Genomic DNA, 26987 nt, shown 5'->3' with positions numbered 1-26987 from the left:
GGCAGTCTGGCCGTGAAAAAGTTGGAAAGGGGCGGGCTGGCTTTTCCCTTGAGCGCGCGCCCACTCCAGTCTAGAGTGAGCGGCAAGTTATGGAACCCCTCATCTACCTTCTCGTGGGCGCCGCCGTGGGGCTTGTCGTGGGCTGGCTGGTGGGCGGGCGACGGGCCGCTCCTTCTGACACCGCACTGTTGCAGGAACTGCGCCAGCAAGTGGCCCAGCGCGAGGCCGAGCTGAATCAACTGCGCTCCCAACTTGGAAACGCCGGCCAAACCCAGGCCGCCGCCGAAGCCCGTGCCCAGGCCTGCGAACGGGAGGCGTTGGAAGCCAAACAACAGCGCGACCAGGCCCGCGAGGAAGCCGCTCGCCTCCGCGATGAGCAACAGATAACAGCCCGTGAACTGGCGGCCGCGCAGGCCGATTTGCGGGCCGCGCGGGAGCTGCAGGAACGCCAGGCTGCCACGCACCAACAGGCCATGGAAGAGCTGCGGCAGAATCACGCCAAAGCGCTGCAGGATTTGTCGGACAAGTTCAAGGCCTTGAGCCTTGAGGCTTTGCAGGCAACGCAGCCGGAATTTTTGCGGCTGGCCACCGAGACGTTGAAAAGTTTTCAGGAGGCGGCCAAAGGGGAGCTGGCGCAGCGGCAGGAGGCCATTGCCGGGCTGCTCAAACCGCTGCAGGAGTCGTTGCAACAGTATCAACAGCGCCTGCAACAAGCCGAGACCCTCCAAAGCAAGGTGCTCGGCGAGGTCAAAGCCCAAGTTGAATCCCTCAGCCAGCAAAGTGCGGCGCTGGCCCAGGAAACCCAGCAATTCCGGCAGGTGCTCAAAAGCTCGCAGGCCCGCGGCCGGTGGGGGGAGGAAACCCTGCGGCGGGTGGTTGAGGCCGCCGGCATGAGCGTGCATTGTGACTTCGAGGTGCAGGTAGGGGTCGAAGGCCAGCGCCCGGATTTGTTGGTTAAATTGCCTGGGGACCGCGTCATCATTGTGGATGCCAAGGTGCCGGAGCTGGATTTTCTGCAGGCCTTGGATGAAGCCGACCCCCAGCGGCGCAAGGAGCTGATGGAGGAGCACGCCAACAAACTCAAGCAGACCATTCGCGACCTGGCCCGCCGCAATTATCCGGCCGTCTTCGAGCGCTCGCTGGATTATGTGGTGTTGTTTCTGCCGGCCGAGTCTCTTTTCAGCGCAGCGCTGGAAGGGGACCAGGATTTGCTCCGCTTTGCCGCCAGCCAGAAAATCCTGCTGGCCACCCCCGCCTCGCTCATCGCGCTGCTCCGCGCGGTCTCCGTAAGCTGGCAGTATTACAATCAAAGCCAGAATGCGCAGAAAATTGCCGAGGCGGCCGCGGAATTGTTCAAACGGGTTACCACCTTTTTCTCCCACTTTGAAGAGTTGGGCGCAGGTTTGGGAAAAGCCGCCGAGGCCTACAACAAGGCGCTGGGGAGTTATAATTCCCGCGTGCTGCCGCAAGGTGAGAAACTGCGGGAATTGGGAGCGGCGCCGCCGGAAAAAGAATTGCCCAAGCCCGAGCCGGTCGAGCAGGTGCGGGAGATTCTGGCTGCTTCATCCGCGGAGAAAAAGTAGATTGCCGGCGCCATGCCTTCTCTGACTTCCCAACAAGCAGCCGCCGTCAAGGCGCAAGGCAATGTGCTGCTCATGGCGGGCGCCGGCACGGGCAAAACCAGCACGCTGGTGGCGCGCTGTCTGTACTGGTTGTTTGAAGCGCAACGCCGCACCTCGCTGGACCGTGTGCTCATGGTGACCTTCACCGACGCGGCGGCCACCGAAATGCGCGAGCGCATCCGCCAGGCTTTGTGGGAACGCAGCCAGCAGGAGCAAGAGCGGGAGCAGGCGCAACTGCAACTGGCGTTGCTGGACACGGCCCACATCCGGACACTGCACAGCTTCAACCTGGAGCTGGTGCGGCGCCATTTCCTGGAGTTAAAGCTGGATCCGCAAGCCTCGGTGCTGGATCCCACGCAAGCCCGGCTGTTGCAGGAGGAGGTGCTGGAGGCGCTGTGGGACAGGCATCTGGCGGCGGCTTCGGCGCAAACCGGCGCGCGGGCGTGGTTGAAAACGCTGGGGACGGATGGCGAGCGCCGCGTGCGGGACTGGCTTTTGGATTTGCATCGGCGCTGGCGAATCCTTCCAGACCCCAAGCAGTGGATGGAGCAGCAATTGGGTTTGCTGGGGAGTCCGGAGCCGCAGGATTGGGAGCAAAAACTGCCGGCTGCGTTCACCTCCTGGGCGCAAGAGTGGCGCGAATTTTTGAAATGCCTCAACAAAGAGCATTATGCGGGCGAAGCTAAAATCAAGGAGGAAACCATAAAGTATGCGCAGGAATTCGCTGCATTGGTGCCGGAGCAACTGGATTCCCTGCAAAGTGTCATTGAGTGTTTGCAGGGCATAGTAGCGCGCAATACCACGGAGAACTGGCCCTCCAGACAAGCCACAGCCGGACGAGAGCCCATAAAAAAATTCTTGCAGGAAGCCCAACAATTCCTGGGGTACCTCAAGGGAGATTCTGGTTCTCCCCTGGATGAGGACTGGCACATTGTTCGTCCCTGGCTCAAGACGTTCCTGGAGCTGGTGCGGGAGTTTGAGGAGGGTTACGCCCAGGCCAAACGCCAGCGGGGCGCGCTGGACTTTAATGATTTCGAGCAATTTGCGCTGCGGCTTCTCTACGAGCCGGGTGGCGATCCTTCGGCCATTGCCCGGGAGTGGCGCGAGCGGTTTGATGTGGTGCTGGTGGACGAATACCAGGACATCAACCCCGCCCAGGACGCCATAATTCGCGCACTATCCCGGGAGGGGGAGCGGGCCAACCGGTTTCTGGTGGGCGATGTCAAACAGAGCATCTACCGGTTCCGGGGCGCCGACCCCAAAATCTTCCAAGACTACGCCCACCAGTGGGCCCGGCTGCCGCACAGTCAGGTGCTGCACTTGAATGAAAATTTCCGGAGCCATGAAGGCATTCTGGTTTACGTGAATCACTTTTTCACGGGGCTGATGGTCAGGCAGGTGGGGGGGGTTGAATATGACAAGGCCGCTCACTTGCAATTTGGCGCGGCCGCGGAACGGAGCCAGTTCAGCCGCCAGAACGACGGCAAGGACAGTCGGCGAGTGGAGCTGCACCTCATCCTGCCGGGTCAGCCCGCGGAAGCCAGCAACGCCGCGCAGCCGGAGGAAAACGCGCAGGACTCGGCCGCGGAAAATGAAGAGGCGAGCGCGCCGGTGGATGCGGATGAACTGAAAATTGAGGCGCGGCTGGTGGCGCGAAAATTGTTGGAGCTCAAGGGCCGCCATCGGGTCTGGCGGCGGCAGGAAAAACAATTTGTTCCAGCCGACTGGCGGGACATGGTCATCCTGCTGCGCGCGCCGCGCGGGCGGGCGGAGGCATTTGTCCAGGAGTGCCAGCGGGCCGGCATCCCGCTGCGGGCGGAGTTGCAAAATTTCCTGGAGTCCCAGGAAGTGCAGGATTTGGTGAATTTGCTGCGGCTGCTGGATAACCCCCGGCAGGACCTGCCGCTGGTGGCGGTGTTGCGCTCGCCGCTGGTGGGGTTAAAGCTGGATGACCTGGCGCGCATCCGTCTGGCCAGCCAGAAGAGCTGTTTGTGGATTGCCCTGCAACGCTGGCTGGAGGCAGACGGCGCGGCCGATGGGGAAGATTCGCCCGCGAGGCGGGTCAAGCAATTTGTCGAGCAGTACCAACGTTGGCGGGAGCTGGCGCGACGCGGCGCGCTGGTCACGTGTCTGGAAACCATCTTGACCGAAACGCATTACGATGTGTGGTGCCAGACGCAGCCGGAGGGCGCCCAACGGCATGCCAACGTGCAACATCTGCTTCACGTAGCCCGGCATTTTGACAATCTCCAGCGCCAGGGGCTGCATCGCTTTCTGCAATACCTGGAATCCTATGCGGAGCTGGATTTGCGTTTGGAATCGCCGCAGGCGGTGGCGGAGAATTGCGTGCGGCTGATGAGCATTCATCAAAGCAAAGGACTGGAGTTTCCGATTGTCGTGCTGGCCCAATTGGGGATGCGATTCAATTTTACCCAGGAAGAAATCATGTGGGACGAGGAGCTGGGTTTGTGTCCGCGGGTGCATCCCCCTGGCCGCCCGGCCTATCCCTCGCTCCTGCGGCGGCTGGCCCAGCATCGCCAGCGGATGGAGATGATGGGGGAAGAGCTGCGGTTGCTGTATGTGGCGATGACCCGCGCGTGTGACCTGCTGGTGCTCACCGGCACCGCCTCGCCGGCACAGATGAAGCGCTGGCGGCAGCAGGCGGCCCTGCCGGCGAGCGCCAGGGCCGTGGCAAACGCTCAAAGCGCGCTGGAGTGGGTGGGCAGATGGTGGCTGGCCAACCTTCCCGAGGACGACCGGAAAAAACCGGAGATAAGCAACGGCTGCAATGGATTGGTGCGCTGGCAAATTCATCGAGCGGAAGACCTGGCCACGTGGAAGCCGCCGGCGGCGGACCAAGGGCCGCCCCCGGAAAAGGAGGCGGCGAGAGGGCAAGCGGACATTTGGGTGGGCCATTGGAAAAGTTTGCGGGAGTGGAAATACAGGGCACATGCGGCCACGCTCGAACCCGCCAAAACCCATGTGTCGGCCTTGCGGCATCGGGCGATGCTCGAAGCCGAGGGGCCGGCGGAGGCCCAGGTTTTGCCCCAAGCCTATCCGCACCTTTTCGGGCAGGGCAAATGGTCTGACCAGAAGCGCGGCATGCAAGCGGGCGCACTGCATCATTTATTTCTCGAACAACTGGATTTGGGCAGCGAGCCTTCACTTGAGCATTTTCAGGCCCAAGCGCAGCTCATGGTGCAGCAAGGGCTGCTGGCACCAGCGGAAGCAGGCCAGTTGCAACTGGAAAGGTTATTGGCGTTCTGGACTTCGGAACTGGGCGTGCAGATTCGCGCGCACCGCGCCCACGTTCATCGTGAAATACCGTTCACCGCCCGGTTTACGGCCGCGGATTTGCAAGCCGCCGGTCTGGCCACGCCGGGGAAGCTGGGAGAGGAGGAGTTTGTGGTGGTGCAGGGCGTGGCCGATTTGATGGTGCTTTTGGAAAATGAGTTGTGGGTACTGGATTACAAAACTGACCATATTACAATGGAAAAGGTGGCTGAGCGCGCCGAGTTTTACGCGCCGCAAGTGCGGCTCTACGGCCTGGCTTTAAGCCGCATTTACCACCGGCCGGTGGTTCGTTTGTATCTGCACTTTCTGGTCCCCGGCGTGACGAGCACAGTTGTACCCATCGCACAAGCCGGCACGGAATAACGTCTGGTGGGCGCGCACTTCGGGGGTGGGGCGGGAGCGGGGGGCAAGTCTCATTCGGGGTCAGGGCGCGCCAGCCAAAGCCTGGTGCAATTGTGGCCATCGGCCATCCGCCCCTGTGCCGCGGTCTCCCAGATGCCACGTCTGCCAGCCCTGTTCGCGGGCGGGTTGAATGTCATTCTCGAGGCTGTCGCCCACCATCAAAACCGCTTCCGGCACGACATCCAGCGCCCACAAGCGCGCCTGCAAGAGGCGGAATACATGGGGGTCAGGTTTGCTGAAGCCATGTTCAAAAGACCAGAATTGCAGCCGCGGATGAAAGAGGGAAAGGTCAAGCCCCACGTGTTGCAGGGCATCGTTCAATTCGGCCACGGTGTAAGCCTGCGCGTTGGAGGCGATGCCCAGATACAACCCCTGCCCGCGCAACCAGCGGAGGGTTTCGGCCGCGCCCTCGGCCAGGCACACTTGATGCCAGATGCGCGCCTGCGCCAGCAAAAATGCCTCCAATGCCGCTGGTTCCAGCGCCGCGAGGTCGGGCGCGGTCAGGCAGGCGATGCGCGGCCAGTACACCTCGGGAAACGGAATGCCGCGCACGTGCGCCTGGGCATGTTCTTCACGAATCCACCGCTCGCAGGTCAGGCCAAACTCGGCCAGACTCAAGGGCGGCGGCTGGCGGAAAAACTGGCCCCACAAAGCCAGCCATTGGTTTTCGGCGTCGGGCGGGGGCGGCCCCACCATGAGGAGGGTTTCGTACACATCCAGGATGACGGCGCGCGGTTTCACCAGGCAGTGCTCCACAGCAAGGGGTAAAGGTTTTCCGAGGCCAGTTTCGCTCGCATGAAGTCCAGTTGCGCCGCGACGGCCTGAGCTGGGGCGGCGGGAGCCGGGGCCGGCTGGCGCAGACTTTGAGTGAAGTGGCGTTGGTAGGCGGCCCCGCTCAACCAGCGCGCGGCCGAGCGCGGCCAGGTGCAGGGCCGCAACTGTCCGGCCTGCGCGAGCTCGCGCCAGATGCGCAAAAAGGGATTTAATCCCACGCAGGCCGCCCAGGATTCCTCCGGCGGGTGACTGAGCACCTCCAGTTGCGCCGTCAGGGTGAGCCGGCTGAAGGGGGTGGCAGCGGGCGCGCCGCCGTGGGCGAGCAGGGGCGGGGGCGGGGTCATGGCGCGGCAGGGCGCGGGCATCAGGGCTTTCCATTGGCGATACAATTGCTGCTGCCGCCGGGCTTCGGCCGGGGCATCAAACAAGGTGGGGGGCACCCATATTTCATCGTAATATTGCGGGAATATCAGGCCAAAGCGGGCGAGGTCCGGCGCAATGTTGGGCAGAGCGCGCGCGAGCAACGGTTTGCCGGCCTGGGCGGCCTCGAGGAAGGGCAGGCCGAAGCCCTCCTGCAAGGAGGTCAGCACCATGGCCTCGCTGGCGGCCAGCAGGGCCGGGACGCTGGGTTTGCCCCGCTCGGGTCCCTGGAGGAGGCTCAGCCGCAAGCGCCAGCCGTGGCGTTGGGCGGCCGCGGCCAGGCGGCGGGCATAGGACCGCTCATCGGCAGAACTGAGGGCGCCGGTGGTCGCCAGCCACGCCTCCGGCCGCAGCCAGCGTTGCAGGAGCAGTGCTTCCGCCAGGTTTTTGCGGCGGAGCAACCGGCAAGGCATCAACCACACGGGCCCGCCGTCGCCCAACTGGCGCCGCAGCCATTGGCGGGCCTGCCGCGCCTCCCGCTCTGTGGGCCAATCGTCTGGCTCCGACAAATTGGGCAGCCATCCGCTCTGGCCGGGAAAATGTTTTTGCAAGACGGCGGCGTCGGCATGGTTGATGGCCAGATGGCGCGCGAGGGGAAGGAGGGGAAAAATCACGCGCGCGACCTGCTCCAGGGTGCGGAAACCTGAGGCGCGCATTTCCGGCCAGCGTTGCCAGCGATTGTCAAACCACCAATCGTGGTGATGCAAAAAGAGGGGGAACTGGTGCGCGGCGCAAGTTTGGGCCAGGGCCTGGGTGAGCAGCAAATTGCGCCCCAACCCCTGATTATGCGCCCAAACCACCGACTCCCCCCGCGCTGCGTCCGGCGCCCAGCTTGCGCAAAATCGCTCCACGTCCCGGGCCGCGGCGGCAGGGTTTTTCCTGATTTCCGCCCAATACCCGGCCGCGGCGCAGGCGGCCGTCCGCACGCGCCTTTTTCCCAAGTGCGCCTGAAAATGCTCGAGCCATGCGGTTTCCGGCGGTTCACCGCCCGCCAGCAGGATTTCGTCCGCGCCCACGGCCGCCGCCACCCAAGGGGTTCCCAGTTCAATCACCCGGCGCACACCTCCGGGGCGGAAATGGTAATGGACAATGATTAAGCGCACTGTGGTCCTATCATGGGCCTCCGGCGCGCTGCCGCCAAACGAAAAACAAGGGTGGGGGCCGGGGCGCGGGCGGCTGGGGAGTCATGCTCGGCCCGGCGGCTCCCCTGCCCCGCTCCTGGTGCAGGGCAAGGGCAGGCGCAGGCGGCATGGCCAGCCGGCTCCGTTTCCTGCGGCTGAGGTCAACCCCAGCCCAGCCAGCGGCCGGTCTGGTAAACCAGAAATGATACGGTCCAGGCCAGCAGGCCCAGGTAGAGCCATTGAAACGCAGGCCATTTCCAGGAGTTGGTTTCGCGCCGTACAATGGCCACGGTGCTGGCACATTGGAGGGCGTACACGTAAAACACCATCAAGGTGATGCCGGTGAGGGTGGTGTACATGGGGGTGCCGTCCGGACGCTTTTGTTGCTGCATCACCTTGGCCAGACTGGCGGTGGCCGCAGCGTCATCTGCGGCGCCGCCCACGTTATAGACCACGCTCATGGTGCTCACAAAAACCTCCCGTGCCGCAAAGGAGGCCAGGATGCCGATGCCAATTTTCCAATCAAATCCCAACGGAGCAATGACCGGCTCAATGGCTCGCCCGAGCCGTCCCGCGAAACTATGGTGGAGGCGGGCCGCCTGGGCCTCGGCTTCGAGGGCATGGAGCTGCGCCAGCCATGGTTCTTTTTCCGGGGAGGGCGTTTGGAGCCATTGCTGCCATTCCCGCTCGGCCTGGGCGGCGGGGGCGCCGGCGAGGTGCGGCAGGGCGTTGGTCATCACGGCCCGTTGTTGCTGGGCGAGGCGGTTTTCGACGTCCGCGTTTTTGGGGTAGGTGGCCAGGAACCAGAGCAGGATGTTGATGCTCAGAATAATGGTGCCGGCCTGGGTCAAAAACAATTTGGAGCGGTCCCACATGTGGCGCAGGACCACGGTGAAGACGGGGCGTTTGTAGGGGGGCAGCTCGAGGATGAGGAGGGGGGTGGTCGCCTGCAACAAGGTCTTTTTGAAAATCCACGCCATGGCCAGCGCGGAAATCACCCCCAGCAGATAGGCCCCCATCAAGGCCAGGCCTTGCAGGTTGAAGAGGCCCGCCAGCCGCTTCTCCGGGATGCACGCGCCAATGAGCACGGTGTACACCGGCAGCCGCGCCGAGCAGCTCATCAGCGGGGCAATCAGAATGGTGACCAGGCGGTCTTTGGGGCTTTCAATGGTGCGGGTGGCCATGATGCCCGGGATGGCGCAGGCAAAGGAGGACAACATGGGGATGAAGCTCTTGCCATGGAGTCCCACCTTGCTCATGAGGCTGTCCATGATGAAGGCCGCGCGCGCCATGTAACCGGTGTCCTCCAACAGGCAGATGAACAAAAACAAAAACAGGATTTGCGGCAAAAACACCACCACCGCCCCCACGCCGCCGATGACGCCCTGGACCAGGAGTTCATTCAAAGGCCCCGGCGGCATCAGCCCCTGGACCCATGCCCCTGCCGCATCAAACAAACCCGCAATCCAGTCCATGGGCACGCGCGCGAATACGAAAATGCTCTGGAATAGCAGCGCCATCAGCCCGAAGAAAATCACCAGCCCCCATACCCGGTGGGTGACAATGCGGTCCAGGCGGTCACTGAAAGTTTCGCGGGGGGTCTCGGCCTGGCGGACGGCCTGGCCGGCCAGTTCCGCCACCCGCGCATAGCGCAGCTCAATCAAGCGGCCGCGCCAGTCGGGCCAGGCATCTTCGAGTTTCTGGCGGGTCTGCCGCAGCAGCGGTTGAATGGCTGCGGGCGCTGCCGCGCCGGCTTCGCGCGAGTCATCATCGCACAGCCATAAGAGCGCCGCGGTCTCCGGGGCCACCGCCCCATCCCATTCTGGCAGGCGGCAGGCGGCTTCTGCCAGGGGGGCCAGCGCCTCCTTGACTTGGGCGGGCAGCTCCACCAGCGGCCCGGCCGGCCGTGGGAGCGAGTCGTGGTAAACGGCCTCCATGATTCGCGCCCGCAGCTCGGGCACGCCTTTGCCGGCGCTGGCCACCATGGGCACCACCGGCACGCCCAGCTCGGCGGCCAGGGCTTGGGCATTCACCTGCATGCCGTTCTGCTCCGCCACGTCCATCATGTTCAAAGCCACGATGACAGGGCGGCCCAGTTCAATGACTTGGGTGGTATAGTAGAGATGCCGCTGCAAATTGGAGGCGTCCACCACCACCACGATGACCCGCGGCGCGGGCACGTCCGGCAGCCGATGGAGGAGCACATCCCGCGCAATGCGTTCGTCCTGGGACTTGGGGCTGAGGCTGTAAGTGCCGGGCAAATCCAGCAGGATGATGTCCCGTCCCGGCGGCAGGCCGCGCAACCGGCCCTCTTTGCGCTCCACGGTGACGCCCGCGTAATTCCCAATCTTGGCGCGCAAGCCGGTGAGGGCGTTGAAGACGGTGGTTTTGCCGCAATTGGGGTTGCCGGTCAAAGCCACATAAACGGGCGCGGACGCCGAGGTTTTGGAAGTCGTGTGCGCCATGGCCCCTTCAACCCGCCGCCGGTGTCTCCACGCGCACCTGTTCGGCTTCATGCCGGCGCAAGGTCAAATGATAGCCGCGGACCTTGATTTCCACCGGGTCCCCCAGCGGGGCAAAGCGGACCAGCTCGACCACCGTGCCGGGCACCAGCCCCAGTTCCAGCAAGCGGGAGCGTTCCTCGCCGGCCAGGTGAATTTCGGTGACCACGGCCGTTTGACCGGGACTGAGGGAAGTTAACGCACGGGCGGCAGGCATGGATCCTTTCGCGCGGAGGATTTCCCGGAAGCGGTTAACTGGCCGCTTTGCCCGCCCCGTTCAACGGTTTCACCAAAATTTGCTCCGCCAGCCGCTTGCTGATGCCCACGCGGGCATTGCACACCTTGCAAATCAAATTGTTACCCTTGAGCACCAACCGCACCTCCTGCTCCTCAAAAACCCCCATCTCGCGCAAGCGTTCGGCCACCTCCGGCGTGAGTGAAAGCCGCTTGATGCGCGCGGAGGTCCCCGCCAAACAGTGCGCCAGCGGACAGACGTCCGGATGAGGACAATCTTTCCACTCGCGCACCACCAGATGTGGTTTTTTGCTCACAGCGAGGACACCATAGACCAATTGAGACTGAGTTTCAAGTGAAGAAACAGGATATTTTTCGTCCGATTTGACTTGGGGCAAGTTTTTCCCCATCACAGCCGGCGGCCGAGCAAGACTTCGGCGTGTTGATGGCCACACCATACCCCCCTTAGAGCAAATGTGTCCCAAGCCAGCGAGGAGAAGCCGACGGAAAGAAACATGACCATCTCCTCGTGGTTCGCCTTGACCAACACCGCCCTCGCCTGGCGCGGAAGGAGTGCGCCTGCGGGGCGTCCGCGGCGCGCAAATCGCTTGACCGGCCCCAGCATGTAGGGATTGGATAAGGAGCGCCCTATGCACAGTTTAGCCTTCACGAAGAAGTCCAGGTGGTGCGGGTTGTTTTGCCTTTTCTGTTTTCTTTTTGGGGCCGGGTTGATGCCGGCGGCGGCCCCGGTGGTCATTTCCGGCATCTATCCGCACCTGTGCATGTTTAATGAAGAGGATGAATGCGGGGTGGGGGCGGTGGTGCCTTGGGCCGGACGTTTATGGGTGGTGACCTACGCGCCGCACAAGCCGCAAGGGAGCACGGACAAGCTGTACGAAATCACCCCTGACTTGCAAGCCGTCATCCGGCCGGAAAGCATTGGGGGGACGCCGGCCAACCGTTTCATTCATCGCGAGTCGCAGCAACTTTTTATTGGGCCGTATGCGATTGACGCCCGCGGGCAGGTGCGCGTCATCCCCTATTCTCGCATGTTTGGCCGGCACACCGGTGTGGCGCGGCACCTCACTGAACCGGCCCGGAAGGTGGTCTATGCCACGATGGAAGAGGGGATTTATGAAGTGGATGTGCAGACCTTGACCGTGACGGAACTCTGGGCTGACGAACAGCGGCAAGCGGGCCGCCATGCCAACCTGCCCGGTTACCATGGGAAGGGCTTTTACTCCGCCCAAGGGCGCTACGTTTACGCCAACAACGGCGAGCATGGCGCCGAAGCTCAGCGGCGTCCGGAGGTCCCCAGCGGTTGTCTGGCCGAGTGGGACGGCAAAGCGCCGGCATGGACCGTGGTGCGCCGGAATCAATTCACCGAAGTCACCGGCCCTGGCGGTCTGGAAGGTAATCCTGCCGGGGACGACCGCCTATGGAGCATTGGGTGGGACCACCGCTCGCTCATCCTGATGACCCTGGAAGACGGCCGCTGGCAGGCCTGGCGCCTGCCCAAAGCCAGCCACACCTATGACGGGGCGCACGGTTGGAACACCGAGTGGCCACGCATCCGGGACATCGGGGAGGACGCGCTGCTCATGACGATGCACGGCAGTTTCTGGCGTTTCCCCAAAACCTTTTCCCACCGCCGAAGCGCCGGGTTGACCCCCCGCTCCACCTACCTCAAGGTCATTGGCGATTTTTGCCGATGGGGTGACCGGATTGTCATGGGGTGTGACGACACCGCCCGCAGCGAGTTTCTCAACCGGCATCCGCTCAAAGGCAACCTTGCGGCGCCGGGCAAATCTCAATCCAACTTGTGGTTCGTCCGCCCGGAGGAACTGGACCACTTCGGGCCGCCTTTGGGACGGGGAGCGGTGTGGTTGGACGACGACGTACCGGCCGGCACCACGAGCGAGCCGTATCTGCTGGCCGGCTTCAAACACCGCATGTTGTTTTTGCACCACGGCGGGACGCAAGAACTGACGCTGGAAGTGGAATGGGACCTTGACGGCAGTGGCCAATGGCATCAGGGCCAGAGACTGGTGGTCCCACCCGGTGAGGGGATTTGTCTATTTCTTGATGATGAGCCGGGGGTATGGATGCGGCTGCGCCCGACCGGTAATGCCACTCGACTCACGGCGTTTTTCCATGGTCGTGGGGAGGACCGGCGCCCGGCTCGGGCGGATGCGCGATTTGATGGGCTGGCCCGGCCACATGACATGCGATGCTCCGGCGGTTTGCTGCACGCCCGTGGGGAAGACCACCGCACTTTGCGCTTTTTGGCGCGCACTGCCCAAGGGGAAGTGGGGGTCTATGACCTGGATGGCGAGCTGCGCCTGACGCGCACCAATGACCCCGCCGGCGCGGCCTGGACGGCCAAAGCGGTGGCCCTGGCGCCGCCGCTCATCCGGATGGAGGAAGGGGCGGCCATTTACACCGATGCCACCGGGCGCCGCTGGCGGCTGCCGGTCGGCGACCCCGCCATGTCCATGCCCGGGCCGCTGGGGCCAGAGCGGGTCTGCCGTGAGGTTTGTACTGAGCGCAATCTGCTGAACGTGGCCGGCATATTCTATGAGATGCCTGCCGAAAACGCGGGAGGCTTCCCGAAACTGCGCCCCATTGCCACGCACAACTGCCGCATCCTGGATTTTGCCAGTTATCGCGGCCTGCTGGTGCTGAGCGGGGTGGTCCCAGCGGCCAGCGGCCCGCACATCGTGCGCAGTGCCGATGGCCAATGCGCCCTGTGGGTGGGCGTAGTGGACGACCTTTGGTTCCTGGGCAAACCTCGCGGCACCCTGGACGTGTGGCGCAAAAAAGACCTGGCCGCCGGGGAAGCCAGTGATGCCTGCCTGATGACCGGTTTTGACCGCAAGACCCTGGTGATTACCCACTCCAGCCAGACGGCTGCACGTTTTCGCATTGAGGCTGATATCGCCGGCAACGGACAGTGGGCCAAAGTATTCGAGGTGGAAGCACCGGCAGGGAAGTCCCTCCGTTTCGAGTTCCCCCTCGCCTTTGGGGCTTACTGGGTGCGCCTGGTGCCACAAACCGCCCTGACCGCTTCGGCGACTTTAAGCTACGATTAGTAAGGAAAGGATGCGAAGAAGCCATCCCGCGCAGGATGGGCACGCCCGGCCCCACATTTGCGGCGCGCCTGTCCCGGGGGTGAGGTTTGGGCGGGGGCTGCCAGCGAAAAGGCTTTGCGGCTGTGGGCGCATCGGCTAAAACGAGGCCATGAAAAGTCAATACACCTCGCCACGCCGCGTGTTTCTGCGGCAATCCGCTCTGCTCGCCGGAGGTTTGCTGGCCTGGCGTCCCTGGTTGCAAGGGGCGGCGGCCCCCGCAGGGGTGCCCGCCGTCCGGCTTCAGCGCCTGGCCACCGGCGCCAACGTCTGCCGTTGGTTTCGCTTTCCGGCGCGCAACACGCCGGAGCATTTCCAGAATTACATTGGGGAGGGCGAGGCGGCATTGATGGCGCGAATGGGCTTGAAGCATGTGCGGCTGTGCGTGGCGCCGCGGGTAATCATGGAGCAGACCACCGGCGCGATTCTGGAAGAACGCGGGGCGCAACTGGAAGCTGCCATTCGCCGTTTTCACAAAGCCCAGCTTGCAGTGGTGGTGGATATTCACAATGAAGACCGGGCGGCGGAGGTGAATCCCGAGTGGCAAAATGCGTTCGTCAAGTTTTGGTCGGCGCTGGCAGCGCGGTTGAAGGCGTTTGACCCTGATTGGACCATCCTGGAAATCATCAACGAGCCGGTGTTTGACCGGCGGGAGGAGGAATGGAATGGGCTGAATGCACGGCTGGCCGAGGCGATTCGCGCCAGCGCGCCGGAGCATACCATCATGACTTCGGGGCCGAATTGGGGCGGCATTGATGGTTTGCGGAAGCTGAAGCTGCTGCCGGATAAAAACGTCATTTACTCGTTTCACTGCTACGACCCGTTTCCCTTCACCCATCAGGGGGCCACGTGGGCGGGTGAGGATGTCAAACCACTGCGGCAGGTGCCCTATCCTTCGAGTCCGGAAGCGGTGGCGCCGCTGCTGCCGGCGCTGGCGGACCGCCCCTCTTCGCAGCGGATGCTGGAAAACTATGGCCGCCAACGCTGGAACAAGGAGCGGCTGGCGGCGCGGTTCAAGGAAGGCATTGAGTGGGGGGCGCGGAATGGGGTGCCGCTCTACTGCGGCGAGTTTGGGGTCTTTCCGCCCCACGCCAAGCCGGAGCATCGGGCGAATTGGTTCCGGGACTTCGGGCAGGTGCTGGCCGAAAACCGCATTGGGTGGGCGGTGTGGGGCTGGGATGAAGGCTTTGGCCTGAATCGCCGCTGGGTGGAGGGCAAGCCGGTGGTGGACACCGTGGTGGCTGAGGCGCTGGGCTTGAAACTCGCCTGAGCCGCCGGGCTGACGCTTTGGGGGTGGTCGGAACCAAAAAAAGGACGGGGGCCTGGGGCCGCCCGTCCTCATGCGATTTTATTGGGGGATTAGACCGGCAGTTCCCATCCCTTGCGGTAGGTGCCCTTGAGGAAGCGGTCGGCCTCGGGCGCATTGGTGGCCTTCATGTTGGCGGCATCCCAATAAATCTTCTTGCGGGTGCGCAGGGCCACCGTGCCCAGGAGGACGACTTCGGTGAGTTTGGCGCCGTACTCGAAGTTGGCGCTGGCCGGTTCGCCACCCTTGCAGGCGTCGAGCCAGTCGCGGTGATGACCCTTGACGCGCTTGATTTTTTTGGGGGGGCGTTTGTAGGCCTGCATCAAGGAATCAGGCCAGATGCGCGGGTTGCCGGCCCAGCCGGGGCAGATGATGACGCCTTTGGTGCCCACGAAGTAGATGCCGTTGTTGTTGGCGCCCATCTGCTCGCCTTCTTCCAATTCATCGGGCCGCGGGGGGTACAGGCCGCCGTCAAACCAGCGCACCACCAGCGGCGGGAACTGGCCGCGGGCGGGGTATTTGTAGGTGAACATGCCGCATTCGTAACAGGTGTACTCATCGAGTCCGAAGGCGGTACCTTCGACGCTGGCGGGCACGGCCAAATCCAGCGCCATGAAAGCCGGGTCCAGATTATGGCAGGCCATGTCGCCAATGGCAGCGGTACCGAAATCCCAATAAGAGCGCCAAGAGACCGGGGCGTAGCTGTTGTGGTAAGGGCGCGGCTCGCGCGGGCCGAGCCATAAATCCCAGTTGAGTCCCTTGGGGACGGGGTCCTGGGAGGAGGGCCGGCCGCTTTCTTTCATCCATTTGCCGGCGCCGGTCCAGGCGCAGACTTCGCGAATTTCCCCGATGGCGCCGTCCCAAATCCATTCGCAGGTGGAGCGGATGCCTTCATCGGAGTGTCCCTGATTGCCCATCTGGGTGGCCACGCCGGTTTCGCGGGCGACTTTGGCCATCATGCGAGCTTCCCAGATGTTGTGGGTCAAGGGCTTTTCGCAATAGACGTGCTTGCCCATTTTCATGGCGAGGATGCTGACATAGGCGTGCAGGTGGTCCGGTGTGGCACAGAGGATGGCGTCAATGGCCTTTTCCTTTTCCAGCATCACGCGGAAATCCTCGTATTCGGCGCACTTGAAGTTGGGGGTCTTTTGGGCGTAATGCTTTTCAATCTCCTCCTTGACGGGCTTGCGTCCGCCCACGCCGCCGTAATAAAAGCGCTTCAATTCCCAGTATTCGGCCGGGTCGGCAATGGCGATAATCTGGGCATCCTCCTGTTGGAAGAGACTGCGGGCGTTGGTACGGCCCTGGCCACCGGCGCCCACCAGGGCGATGTTGACCTTCTCACTGGGGGGCACAAAACGCGGTCCGCCCAGGACGTGGCGGGGGACCAGGGAAAAGGCGGCGGTGGTGACGGCGGCCGTCCGCAAAAAATGGCGGCGTGAAAGTGAAGGGCGAGGTTTGGACTTATTGTTCATAGTAGGGCGTAGTGTGTCGGGCCCATCCAGTTTTTCAAGTCCGAAACTGAACAAGCGGCCTGCCGCTGCCCGTCAATCTGGCATCTTTCGGACCTGCCAACATTCGCCGGCGCACGCCGTGCCCCCTGCGCGTCCGACAACGCGGCCTGGCTCCCTGGGTTTGGGCAACCATGCAATGGCCTGGCCCTCCCCTCCCCCGCTCGCGCTTTGCGGAAGTTAGGGCCGGCTGACTTCCTGCTTTTCGCCGGGCGTGCGCGGGGGTAAAGTCCAGGCATGAAAGTGCGTGTGCGATTTGCGCCGAGTCCGACAGGTTACCTGCATATTGGGGGCGCCCGGACGGCATTGTTCAACTGGCTGTTTGCGCGGCATCATGGGGGAAAGTTCATCCTGCGCATTGAGGACACCGATGCGGCGCGGAATACGGAGGAGGCGGTCAGGGTAATCCTGGACGGTTTGCACTGGCTGGGGCTGGACTGGGATGAGGGGCCGCTGACGCCGGAGGCCACCGGACCCTGCCGGGGCGATTACGGCCCGTATTTTCAGAGCCAGCGGCGCGAGCTGTACATGGACCGGGTGCAGGATTTGTTGCGGGCGGGCCACGCTTACGAAAAGGATGGCGCCATCAAGTTCAAGATGAGCCGCGAGCCGGTGATTATTGAGGATTTGGTGGTGGGGGAAATCAAGCGGCAACTGACGGACCGCGAGGAATTGGACCCGGATTTTGTGATTGTGCGGTCGGATGGGCAGCCGGTGTTTCACCTGGTGAACGTGGTGGACGATATTGACATGCAAATCACTCATGTCATTCGCGGCGAGGACCACATCAGCAACACCTCCAAGCATCTGGCGCTGTTCCGGGCGTTCGGGGTCACGCCGCCCAAATACGCGCACATTCCGCTCATCCTGAATCAGGACGGCTCGAAGATGAGCAAGCGGGACAAGGGCGCCAGCCTGACGACGTATCAGGCCGAGGGGTTTGCGCCTGAAGCGGTGGTGAACTACCTGTGCCTGCTGGGATGGTCGCCCAAGGACAACCGGGAAATCATGAGCCGGGAAGAGCTGATTGAGCGGTTTGACCTGCCCCAGGTGTTGCGGCACAACGCCCGGTTTGATTACCAAAAACTGGTCTGGATGAATGGCGAGTACATCACGCGCATGGCGCCGGACCGGTATTACGAGCTGGCCGTGCATGCGCTGGCCCATGCCGGGATTGACACCAACCGTTATCCGCTGCCGTATGTGAAAGCAGCGCTGGACACGTGCAAAGAGAAGATAGATTTGTTTGCGGAGCTGCCGGCGTTTGCGGGATTTTATTTCACGGAGGCATTGAGCTACGAGCCGGAGGCCGCGCAAAAGGAGTTCACGCCGGAAAACCGCCCGCGGCTGGCGCGGCTGCGTGAAGCCTTTGCCCAACTGGACACCTTTGACGCAGCGACGCTGGAGGCCACCTTGAAAAAACTGGCAGCCGAGCTCGGGGTGAAGGCGGGGGTGCTGGTGCATCCCACACGCCTGGCCTGCACGGGGCGGACGGCCGGCCCCAGCCTGTATCACCTGCTGGAGGTGCTGGGCAAAGAACGGGTGTTGCAGCGCCTGGACCGCGCCCTGGAGCGGATGGGCTGAGCGCCCGGTTTCAGGATTTGCCGGCGCGGTTGGGGTATTTGGGGCGCTTGACGGGCGTGGGCGGATTTTTCTTGAGGGCCTTGAGCAGCTCGTCCACGGCCCGCTCCAGTTGGGGGTCGCCGCCCTGGGCCATACGGGCGGGGTCATCCACGACTTCGATGTCCGGGTCCACGCCGTAGCCTTCGATAATCCACTCGCCCTTGAGGTTGTAGATGCCAAAGGTGGGGGCGGTGACGCTGCCATTGTCCACCAGGGCCGGCGTGCCGGTCATGCCGATGAGGCCGCCCCAGGTGCGCATGCCAATCAACGGCCCGAGGCCCGCCTGCTTGAAGTAATAGGGGAAGCAATCGCCGCCCGAGCCGCTCCAGCCATTGATGAGCATGGCCTTGGGGCCGGTGTGCGAGACCGGGGGCCAGGGCCAGTCCAGCCCATCGCGCACGCCCCAGTAATTTTCGCGCTTGCGGGAGAGCAACTCGATGAAGCGGTCCGGAATCTGGCCGCCGCTGTTGAAGCGTTCATCAATGATGAGGGCATCTTTGGTAATTTGGGCGCGGAACTGGCGCACCAGCTCGGTCTGGCCGTGGACGCCGGTGTCGGGAACGTACACATAGCCGATGCGGCCCTGGCTGAGGCGTTCGACTTTGAGGCGGTTTTCATTAATCCAGGCGAGGTGGCGCAAGCGGGCCTCGCTGGCGAGGGTGTGGACGAGGACTTCGCGTGCGCCTTTAAGTTCGGGGCGGTCATTGACAGTCAGGAGCACCGGTTTGTCCGCGAGGCCCTGGAAGGCCGCCCAGGGGTCCTGCGCGGGGTCGAGGGGCTGGCCGTTGACGGCCAGCAAGTAATCGCCCTCCTGCACATTGGTCAAGCCCGGGCGCAAGAGGGGTGAGGTGACTTCGGTGTCCCAGGGCGCGGCGCGGATGATTTTCTTGATGCGGTAGGCGCCGTTTTCGAAGCTGAAATCGCAGCCGAGGTAGCCCACGCCGCGTTCGGGGGTGCGCTGGACATCGCCGCCGCTGCGGTAGGTGTGGGAGGCGTTCAACTCGGCAATCAGTTCGCCGATGAGGTAGTTCACGTCCCAGCGGGTCACGCAATCGTTGAGCATTTTGCCGTAACGTTCGCGCATGGCCTGCCAGTCCACGCCGTGAAGGTTGGGGTCGTAGAAGTAATCGCGCTCGATACGCCAGGCATCCATGAAGATTTGGCGCCATTCGGCGGGAGGGTCTATCAGGGCCTCGAATCCGGAGGTGTCCACCTTTTTGTTGAGGTTTTGGTTTTCCTTGGGTTCGATGATGGCGTAGGTGCGGTCTTTGCGCACCAGGAGTTTTTCGCGATTGGCGGAGAGCTGGAGGTCATCGGCGTCGTCCAGGATGCGCTTTGTGTCGCGCTTCTCCAAATCGTAGAACTCGGCGGGGGAGGCGGTGGCGTCGGAGCCGGTGCGGGGCAGGACGCGGTAAATGAGCTTGCCGGAGGTGGCGCACAAATCGGCATAACGCCCGGCCTTGGGCGGCAGGAGCACCATGCGCTCTTCAAAGCCCTCCAAATCAATGGTGACTGGTTTGGGTTTTTTGTCCGTGGCGGCGGGGGCAGGTTTTTCGGCAGGTTTGTCGCCGGATTTTTCGGGGGTTTTGGCGGTGTCGGTTTTGGCGGGTTCCTCCTTCGCGTCCTCCTTTTTGACGGGTTCCTCGTCGTTGCGTGGAGCGAGGGGAGAAGGCACGTCGCGGCGCAGGGGGACGGCAGCCAGGCGCCAGGTGTTGGCGTAGACCCAGGAATTATCCAGCTCGCTGTACATGGGCGCGAACTGGCGGCCGGTGCGGAGGTAGAGGTATTTGCCGTCGGGGTCAAAGACCGGCTCGCGGTCATCGTAAAAGCCGCTGGTGACTTCGTGGCGCTGCTGCTTGTCGGTGTCATAAAGGACGATGCAGCTTTGGCGGTTGTCCTTGTCGGCGTCGTAGGCCAGCCAGCGGCTGTCAGGGGACCAGCTCACGGTGAAGGCATGCAGGGCGCCATGATAACGCCATTTCTGGCGGTCAATCATGCGGGTTTGTTTTTGCGCAAAATCGTACAGCCAGATTTTCATGGCCTGGTCAATCCAGACGATTTTCTGGCTGTCGGGGGACCACTGGGGCCGGTAGCGGTAGCCTGGGCCCAGGGAGGTGAGGGTTTGCTCCTCGCCGGTGCCGTCGGCGGGGCGAAGGGTCAGCTCATATTCGCCGGTGCGGTCACTAAAATAAGCCAGCCAGCGGCCATCCGGGGACCAGGCGGGGTAACGCTCCGCGACGCCCGAGGTGCGCGTGAGATTGCGCACGACGCCATTTTCGGCCGGCGCGCTGAACACATCGCCGCGGGCCTCGAAAATTACCCGTTTGCCGGAGGGGGAAACGGCGGCGTTGTGGATGTAACCTGAGACATTTTCCAGCCGCGGTTTGAGGGTGCTCTGATCGGTGACGACTTGAATCTTGACCTCCTGGTATTTTTCGGTGGCCAGGTCCAGCAAGTACAATTTTCCGCCGCATTCGAAGACGATGTCGGCGGGGCCGATGCTGGGGAATTTCACGTCGTAATCCTGGAAGGCGGTGAGCTGGCGGAAGCGCTCCTTTCTGGTGTCGTAGGCCCAGAGGTTGTCGCGCCCGTGCGCATCGCGGTTGGAGAGGAAATACAAGGTATCCCCGCGCCACATGGGGAGGGAATCGTTGGCGTCGTGGCGGGTGAGGTTGCGGGCGGTGTTTTTTTCCAGGTCAAAGAGCCAGATGTCGGGATTCATGCCGCCGCGGTAGCGTTTCCAGGTGCGGAAATCCACGCTGATGGGGGTATAGGCCAGGATTTTGGCATCCGGCGAGAGCGCGGCAAACTCACCGTAGGGCACGGGCAGTTTTTCGGGCAAACCGCCCGTGACGGGAATGCGGTAGAGCTGGTTGAAGCGGTCTTTGTAACTGGTCATCATGGTGGCGTAAAGGAGGGAGCGGCCATCGGGATACCACTCGATGACGCGGTCGGCCGCGCCGTGATGGGTGAGCCGCCGCGGCAGGCCGCCGGTGACGGGCACGATGTAAATATCGGTGTTGCCGTCGTAATTGGCGCTGAAGGCGATTTGGGTGCCGTCCGGAGAGAACTTGGGAAACATTTCCTCTCCGGGGGGCGAGCTGAGTTTGACGGCAACGCCGCCGGACTTGGGGGCCAGCCAGATGTCGCCGCCATAAACGAAAACGATTTGGGTGGCGGAAACATCGGCATAGCGCATGAGGCCGGCGTGAATGGCGGCGGGCATGGCTGGGGAATCGGCGGCACGGAGCGGGCTGGGACCGGGCAGGCTCCCAATCAAGGCAGAAAAAAGTAAAGCGACAGCTTGAACGGGAGGCGATAACAGCGAGTTCATAGAGGCAGGTTAGCCGACGCGGTGGCGAGCAGCAAGTCGGAGATGGGGGCAATCCTCCCGGCGCCTTCAAGTCGCTGGCGCTTAGCCAATGAGGCGGGGATGAAGCAGAGTTCGGCGGTGGAAAAGAAGACTACTCTTCTGCCAGGCGGCGGGGCAGCAGCACAAAGAAGGTGGTGCCGGTCTCTTCCTCGGAGGTAAAGCCCACGGTGCCCTTGAGATAACGTTCGGTGATGAGCTTGACGCTATAGGTGCCCAGGCCGCGGCCGTCGCCCTTGGTGGTGAAGGAGCGATGAAACATCTGCAACTGCACGGATTGAGGCATGACGCCCGGGTTGTGGACACTGAAACGCACGCGCTCCCCCTCCGGCGCGCAGGAGACGGTGACCATGCCGCCGGGGGGGCAGGCCTCGAGGGCGTTTTTAATCAAATTGCCCAGCACGCGGCGCAGCAGGGTGGGGTCGGTGAGCAAGGCCACGGCCACGGGACAAGGCCCCATTTGCAACTGCCGGCCGGTGGCGACGGGATGGCGGGCAAAGAGTTTGACCAGATGGTTGAGGAGGAGCAGGGCATTCACCGGTTCGGGATGGACATGCAATTCATTGTTTTCCGCCGCCATTAAATCCTTCTGGCTGAGGATTTGCTCCACGGCATCGTGGCAGGCGCCTTCGGCCAGTTCCAAATCCTCCTTCAGTTCGGGGGAGGCCATTTCCCGCAACTGTTCCATGAGCGCGGCGAGACTGCCCACGGAGTTGAGGAGGTCATGGAAAAAGATGCGCTCCATGGCGCGGCGGCGTTTTTGATGGCTGATGTCAGTCAGGCAAAAGAGGCTGAAAAGCTGGCCATTGTGCTGGAGGGGAGAAGCATAGACCAACAAATCCAGCGCCTGGGGCTGGCCCTGGACCAGGCGCAGCATGCGGCATTCCTGCAAGTCGGTGTAGCCCGCCAGGCTGGCCAGCGCGGCTTTGACGGCGCCACATTCGGCGCAGAAACGGCTGGTGCCGCAACCGCTGTCGTGGGCATCGGAGTGCGCGCAGCCAAAGGCCTCCCCCGGACGCAGGCCGATGATGTCGGCGGCGGTTTTGCCTTCGAGGAAATTTTTGACGTTTTCCGAGGCAAAAACGATTTGGCGCTGGGGGTTGAGAATGAGGACGCAATTGAGGACGGAGTTGAACACGTGCGGCGTGAGGGGCAGGCTGCCAATTTCCGCCGCCTGCTGGCGGACGATTTCGATGGGGACTCGCTCGGCCGGTGCAAACTCAGTGAGGGGGACGTTGGTGGCGCTCATGGATATACCTTACGCAAATGACCTTGGTTTGGCAAATGCGCTGATGCAGGAGTTTGGGCCACCGCCCGCGCGGGAGGCCGGCGCGGGGCTTCAGGCGCCTTTGCGTTTTTCCACCAGGCGCACGCCTTCAATGCGCATGGTTTGGTCCACGGCCTTGCACATATCATACCAGGCCAAGGCTGCGGCCATGACGCCGGTCAAGGCCTCCATTTCCACGCCGGTTTGCGCCACGGTCTCCACGGCACATTCAATGTCCACCCGGTCGCGGCGCAGTTGGAAATCCACGGCCACGTGCGACAGAGGCAAAGGGTGACACAGGGGAATCAGCTCCGCCGTGCGCTTGGCCGCCTGGATGCCCGCGATGCGGGCCACGGTGAGGACATCGCCCTTGGGCAGCGCCTGCTGCCGCACGGCGCGCAAGGTGGCAGGCTGGCAGAAGACAGCGCCCCGCGCCACGGCGCGGCGGGGCTGAAGAGGTTTTCCGGTCACAGGCACCATGCAGGCCTGGCCGCGGCCGTCCAGATGGCTGAAGGTAGAGGCCTTTTTTTTCATGGAAGGATGGGGATAAAGGCAACCGGAGCGCCGGCGGGCAGCGGTGTCTGGCCCCCGGGCAAACGGGCCACGGCATTGGCGTAGCGCAAGGGGGTGAGGTCCCCCGAACTTTGCCAGGGCAACAGGGTGACCTGTAATCCATCGGCCTGCGGCTGCCAGGTGGCGGGACACAAGGTTTCCCACGGCGAGCCGCCGGGATTGAAAGGTGCGGCCAGACGTCCCGGCCAGAACACCGGCGATGCTGACTGCGCCAACAAACGCTGCAGGGCGGCGCGCACGTAAAGGTTCAGGCAGACAAAATGGGCCAGCGGATTGCCCGGCAGTCCAAAGGCCACCGTGCCCGGGCGCACCGCAAAGACCAACGGGCGTCCCGGGCGCGCGGCCGTCCGTTGAATCAACAAACGAAAACCCAACTGCTCCAGCACGGGGCGCGTGAAGTCATGATCGCCCACGCTGGCGCCGCCGGAAATGAGCAGCAAATCGGGCGGCGTGGCGGCGGTTAAAATCGGCTCCAAGGCGGCGCGCAAAGCGGCCTCCTCTTCCCCCACGCGCTGGCTTTGCACCGGCAGGCCGAGTTCCGCAAAAAAAGTCTGCACCAGCGTGCTATTGGAGTCGCGAATCTGGCCGGGGCCGGGGGTTTGCTCCGGTCTGACCAGCTCATTGCCGGTCACCAGATGCGCGAGGCGCGGCAGGCGGGTGACGACGGGCGTGACGCAGCCCACGCTGGCCAGGAGGGCCAACTGGCCATGACGCAGCACCACCCCCGGCGGCAGCAACTCCTGGCCTGCGCGCACGTTTTCGCCGCGGCGGCGCACCCAGGTTTTGGGACTCCGGCGCAGCACGCGGATTTTTTCGCCGGCCGGCTCGAGGTCCTCCCGGGGGATGACGCGGAGGCCGGGCGCGGGCAGGGCCGCGCCGGTGGCCACTTGCAGGGCCTGGCCGGGTTGAAGCTCCTGCGGCTGCCAATCGCCGGCCCGGCGGGCGCCCACGACTTGCAGGAGCTCGCCGGTTTCGTCTTCCCGCATGGCATAGCCGTCCATGGCGGCCACGTCAAAGGGCGGCTGGTCTTCGGGCGCCGTCACCCGCTCCCGCAAAACCCGGCCCAGAGCGCGCGGCAAGGGGACGGCTTCGGCGGGCAACGGCGCCACGTGCGCGGCCAGGCAGGCGAGCACTTGTTCGACGGTGGCGGGGTGGGCGGAGGGCTGGGTTGGCATGAGAACCCCTCAAGAGGCGGAAGGCGGCTCCTTCAAGGCGCGGCGTTTCCAGATGGGCACGTCGCGTTTCAAGGCGTCCAGAAAGGTGGTCATCAGGCCAAAGGCTTCCTGGCGGTGCGCCGCTTCCACGCGCACGCAGATGGCGGCCTCGCCCGCGGGCACAATCCCCACGCGATGAATGACGCGGACGGCATGACAGGGAAATTGCGCGCTCAATTCCTGGAGCAACCGGCGCATTTCGCTGAGGGCCATGGAGTCATAAGCCTCATATTCCAGCGCGGCGATGGGCGCGCCATTTTCCGTGCCGCGGACCACGCCAGTGAATTCCACCACCGCGCCCGAAACGGCCTGCCCCGCCGGCGGCGGCGGCCACGGCTCAATGCGCGCCCGGGTGATTTGCACATCTATCTGCATGGATTGCCGGAGACCATGCCATGCCGGGGGTTATTCTTCAATGGCTTCCCGTCCCGCATAACCGGCATCCAGGTCGTGCCAGAATTGAATGTCGTCCTCGTCCATTTCCCAGCAGAGGAACACCTCGCGGTCACCGCGCAGGGAGGGAAAATCCACCAGCCCCCGCTCGATGTCCTTGACCAAAATCTGGCGGCGCTGGAATTCGGCCATCCTCTCCATGCATTCCACCCCCAGGCGCACCCATTCGCACACGCGCGGGCCGCCGAGGTCTTCGCCGTTTTGGCGCATCTGGAAGATTTGGGCATCCACCTTTTTCAACGCCCGGCTGCTCCGTTGCAACTGCGTCAGCCACTGGCGCACCTGCGGCAGAAGTGCGCGCGCCTCGTCCAGCGTGTAGTGTTTGGTGAAGCGGTAGTGCATGGGCAGGGCGAGCGCTGGGAGTCTCAAAGGTTGGGCGCGGTTTCGAGCTTCTTTTTGATTTCGTCGGTGGGTTCCAGTTCCAGGGCTTTTTTCCATTGCGCCCGGGCTTTTTCCCAGAGTTTGAGGGCGGCGTAGATGTCGCCCAAATGGTCATGCAGCGTGGCATCGGGCTTCTCGCTCAGGGCAATGGCCTGCTCCACATAGGAGCGGGCGCGCTCCAAATCGCCGAGTTTGAAATAAATCCAGCCCATGCTGTCGAGGTAGGCGGCGTTTTTGGGTTCCAGCTTGAGGGCGCGTTCGAGCAGCTCGCGGGCTTCCTGCAAATGCACCCCCTGCTCGGCCCACATGTAGCCGAGGTAATTGAGCGCCTCGGCAAAGTCCGGCTCGAGGGCGATGGCCTTTTTGAAATAGGTGGCCGCGTCCTCGAAGCGTTTCAGTCGCTCGCAGACCATGCCCACTTGAAAGTAAAACCCGGCATTTAAGCGCTCCGGCTCGGTGGCGGCGGCTATTACTTCGGCGGCGGTGAAGGCCTTGAGGGCATTGGCATAATCGCCCTTCCGCAAGTGCGCAAGCGCCGTGAAATATTCCAAGGGGAAATTGGCGGGGAAGCGCCGGCGGGCCTCGTCGAGGAGGTCCATGGCCTCCGCCACCAGATTAGTGCTGAGATAAGCTCTCAGCGCTTCATAGTAGGCGGGCTCATAATCGGGTTTGAGGCGGATGGCCTGCCGGAGCGCTTCACCCGCGCGGGCAAACTGGCGCTCTTCAAGGGCCACCTGGCCCAGAATAAACCAGACCTGGGCGTTGCGGGGATGGTCCTTGAGAAAAGACTCCAATTGGCTCATGGCTTGCTGGCGCTGGCCGCCTTTGAGATACAAATCGGCCAGCTTGGCGCGCAGGCCGTCGCGCACGGGCGGCGCATCGGCAAACACCTCGAGCAGGTCCACGTACATGGCCAGGGCGGTGGTGGTATCGCCGGCGTTTTCGTGCATTTCCGCCCATTTGACGCGGTAGGCGGGATTGTCGTCCAGCAATCCGCGTGCGCGGCCCAGGACCTGGAGGATTTGGTTGGTGGGGATTTGCTGGGAGGCCGGGCTGTTGCGGTTGTAAATCAGCATCAGCTCGCCCAGGTCCACATAAAACACGCCGTCGCCCTTCTGGCGGGCTGCGGTGTCGAGGTAAGGCCGGGCTTTTTCGGGTTGTTTCTGCTCGAGGAAATGCGTGACCAGCGTGCGACAGGCCATGAAGTTGGTGGGAGCCATTTGGAAGGCGCGCTGGCTGAAAAGCACGGCGTCATTGGTGCGGCCGATTTGGGCGCTGAGCCAGCCGAGGTGGGCCAGGACGAGGTGGGAGGCATTGGTGCGGGCGGCGCAGTCGCGGAGGAGTTCGAGGGCGGGGTCCACCTGACGGGATTGCAGGAGGCGCATGGCCACTTCCAGCACCAGGGGCTCGTTGGTGATGTCCCGCCGCGCCGCCTCCAAATACTCGGTCAGGGCCTGGGGCGTGTTGCCCTGGGCCTCCGCGGCCACTCCCGCCGCATAACGGGCCAGCAGCTCGGCGCGCTTTTCCACCTCGGCCGATTTGGCGGCTTCGATGCGGGCGTCCGCGACGGCGTTGGTGCGGGCGGGCGGCCTGGCGGGGGCGGTTTTGGGCGGACGCGAGGACGGCAGCAAGGGGGGGCTGTCGGGCCAGCGGGCGCAACCGGCCAGCAGCAGCGCCGCGGCCCATGCCATGCCCAGCCGCATCATCCCACGTTCACGCATACAAAGCTTTAGCCTGCAGGCCGGAAAACGACACCGTTCACCCGCCGCCACCGGCAGCGGGTGAACGGTTGC

The 26987-nt window shown here is 63.4% G+C and carries 19 protein-coding genes; 5 read left to right on the top strand and 14 right to left on the bottom strand.

The window, feature by feature from the left end:
* Positions 1-89 precede the first annotated feature (89 nt).
* Entirely contained in the window at positions 90-1583 is a 1494-nt protein-coding gene (locus NXS98_RS16375; protein ID WP_283846131.1) for a DNA recombination protein RmuC, read from the top strand.
* Positions 1584-1595: 12 nt separating this feature from the next.
* Positions 1596-5279 carry a helicase-exonuclease AddAB subunit AddA gene (gene addA / locus NXS98_RS16370; protein ID WP_283846129.1) on the top strand — a complete coding sequence of 1228 codons (3684 nt, stop codon included), beginning with the start codon at positions 1596-1598 and terminating at the stop codon, positions 5277-5279.
* 60 nt (positions 5280-5339) lie between these two features.
* On the opposite strand, the gene NXS98_RS16365 is transcribed toward addA, so the two are convergent.
* The 6 genes from NXS98_RS16365 to NXS98_RS16340 all read right to left on the bottom strand — a co-directional run bounded on the left by NXS98_RS16365 (position 5340) and on the right by NXS98_RS16340 (position 11125).
* Positions 5340-6074 (bottom strand): HAD family hydrolase, encoded by a 735-nt coding sequence (locus NXS98_RS16365; RefSeq protein ID WP_283846128.1) that lies wholly within the window; start codon positions 6072-6074, stop codon positions 5340-5342.
* Positions 6056-7615: a glycosyltransferase gene (locus NXS98_RS16360; protein ID WP_283846127.1), complete on the bottom strand. Its 1560-nt coding sequence runs from the start codon at positions 7613-7615 to the stop codon at positions 6056-6058. Before NXS98_RS16360 ends, NXS98_RS16365 begins: the two co-directional genes overlap by 19 nt.
* A gap of 179 nt (positions 7616-7794) precedes the next feature.
* Complete coding sequence (feoB, locus tag NXS98_RS16355; protein WP_283846126.1) at positions 7795-10098, bottom strand: ferrous iron transport protein B; 2304 nt, start codon at positions 10096-10098, stop codon at positions 7795-7797.
* Between the two features lie 7 nt (positions 10099-10105).
* Positions 10106-10351: a FeoA family protein gene (locus NXS98_RS16350; RefSeq protein WP_283846125.1), complete on the bottom strand. Its 246-nt coding sequence runs from the start codon at positions 10349-10351 to the stop codon at positions 10106-10108.
* A gap of 34 nt (positions 10352-10385) precedes the next feature.
* A complete protein-coding gene (locus tag NXS98_RS16345) occupies positions 10386-10685 on the bottom strand; it encodes a FeoA family protein (RefSeq protein ID WP_283846124.1) in 300 nt (99 codons plus the stop codon).
* 92 nt (positions 10686-10777) lie between these two features.
* The gene (locus NXS98_RS16340; protein ID WP_283846122.1) at positions 10778-11125 is read right to left on the bottom strand and encodes a hypothetical protein; all 348 of its coding nucleotides are present in this window, start codon (positions 11123-11125) and stop codon (positions 10778-10780) included.
* On the opposite strand from NXS98_RS16340, the gene NXS98_RS16335 reads away from it, so the two are divergent.
* On the top strand, positions 11100-13460 hold the full coding sequence (locus tag NXS98_RS16335; RefSeq protein WP_283846121.1) for a hypothetical protein: 2361 nt from the start codon (positions 11100-11102) through the stop codon (positions 13458-13460). The genes NXS98_RS16340 and NXS98_RS16335 overlap by 26 nt on opposite strands.
* Before the next feature lie 148 nt (positions 13461-13608).
* A complete protein-coding gene (locus tag NXS98_RS16330; RefSeq protein WP_283846120.1) occupies positions 13609-14766 on the top strand; it encodes a glycoside hydrolase family 5 protein in 1158 nt (385 codons plus the stop codon).
* Between the two features lie 89 nt (positions 14767-14855).
* Here NXS98_RS16330 and NXS98_RS16325 read toward each other — a convergent pair whose 3' ends face one another.
* On the bottom strand, positions 14856-16277 hold the full coding sequence (locus NXS98_RS16325) for a Gfo/Idh/MocA family protein (RefSeq protein WP_283846119.1): 1422 nt from the start codon (positions 16275-16277) through the stop codon (positions 14856-14858).
* A gap of 273 nt (positions 16278-16550) precedes the next feature.
* Between NXS98_RS16325 and gltX the strand changes: the two genes are divergently transcribed.
* Positions 16551-17897 (top strand): glutamate--tRNA ligase, encoded by a 1347-nt coding sequence (gene gltX, locus NXS98_RS16320; protein ID WP_283846118.1) that lies wholly within the window; start codon positions 16551-16553, stop codon positions 17895-17897.
* A 10-nt stretch (positions 17898-17907) separates the two neighbouring features.
* Here gltX and NXS98_RS16315 read toward each other — a convergent pair whose 3' ends face one another.
* The 7 genes from NXS98_RS16315 to NXS98_RS16285 form a co-directional block, all read right to left on the bottom strand.
* Positions 17908-21270, bottom strand: coding sequence for a S41 family peptidase (locus tag NXS98_RS16315; protein WP_283846117.1), 3363 nt, complete (start codon positions 21268-21270; stop codon positions 17908-17910).
* Positions 21271-21400: 130 nt separating this feature from the next.
* Entirely contained in the window at positions 21401-22555 is a 1155-nt protein-coding gene (locus tag NXS98_RS16310; protein WP_283846116.1) for a sensor histidine kinase, read from the bottom strand.
* Between the two features lie 90 nt (positions 22556-22645).
* Positions 22646-23107 carry a cyclic pyranopterin monophosphate synthase MoaC gene (moaC, locus tag NXS98_RS16305; protein ID WP_283846115.1) on the bottom strand — a complete coding sequence of 154 codons (462 nt, stop codon included), beginning with the start codon at positions 23105-23107 and terminating at the stop codon, positions 22646-22648.
* Entirely contained in the window at positions 23104-24321 is a 1218-nt protein-coding gene (locus NXS98_RS16300; RefSeq protein WP_283846114.1) for a molybdopterin molybdotransferase MoeA, read from the bottom strand. Before NXS98_RS16300 ends, moaC begins: the two co-directional genes overlap by 4 nt.
* A 9-nt stretch (positions 24322-24330) precedes the next feature.
* A complete protein-coding gene (locus NXS98_RS16295) occupies positions 24331-24735 on the bottom strand; it encodes a molybdenum cofactor biosynthesis protein MoaE (protein WP_283846113.1) in 405 nt (134 codons plus the stop codon).
* 30 nt (positions 24736-24765) lie between these two features.
* Positions 24766-25182, bottom strand: coding sequence for a DUF2203 domain-containing protein (locus tag NXS98_RS16290; protein WP_283846112.1), 417 nt, complete (start codon positions 25180-25182; stop codon positions 24766-24768).
* On the bottom strand, positions 25179-26915 hold the full coding sequence (locus tag NXS98_RS16285) for a tetratricopeptide repeat protein (protein ID WP_283846110.1): 1737 nt from the start codon (positions 26913-26915) through the stop codon (positions 25179-25181). The genes NXS98_RS16290 and NXS98_RS16285 overlap by 4 nt, the downstream gene beginning before the upstream one ends.
* Positions 26916-26987: the final 72 nt, after the last annotated feature.

The sequence above is a fragment of the Fontisphaera persica genome, from assembly GCF_024832785.1.
GTDB lineage: Bacteria > Verrucomicrobiota > Verrucomicrobiia > Limisphaerales > Fontisphaeraceae > Fontisphaera > Fontisphaera persica.
This window is presented reverse-complemented; position numbering and strand designations above follow the sequence as displayed.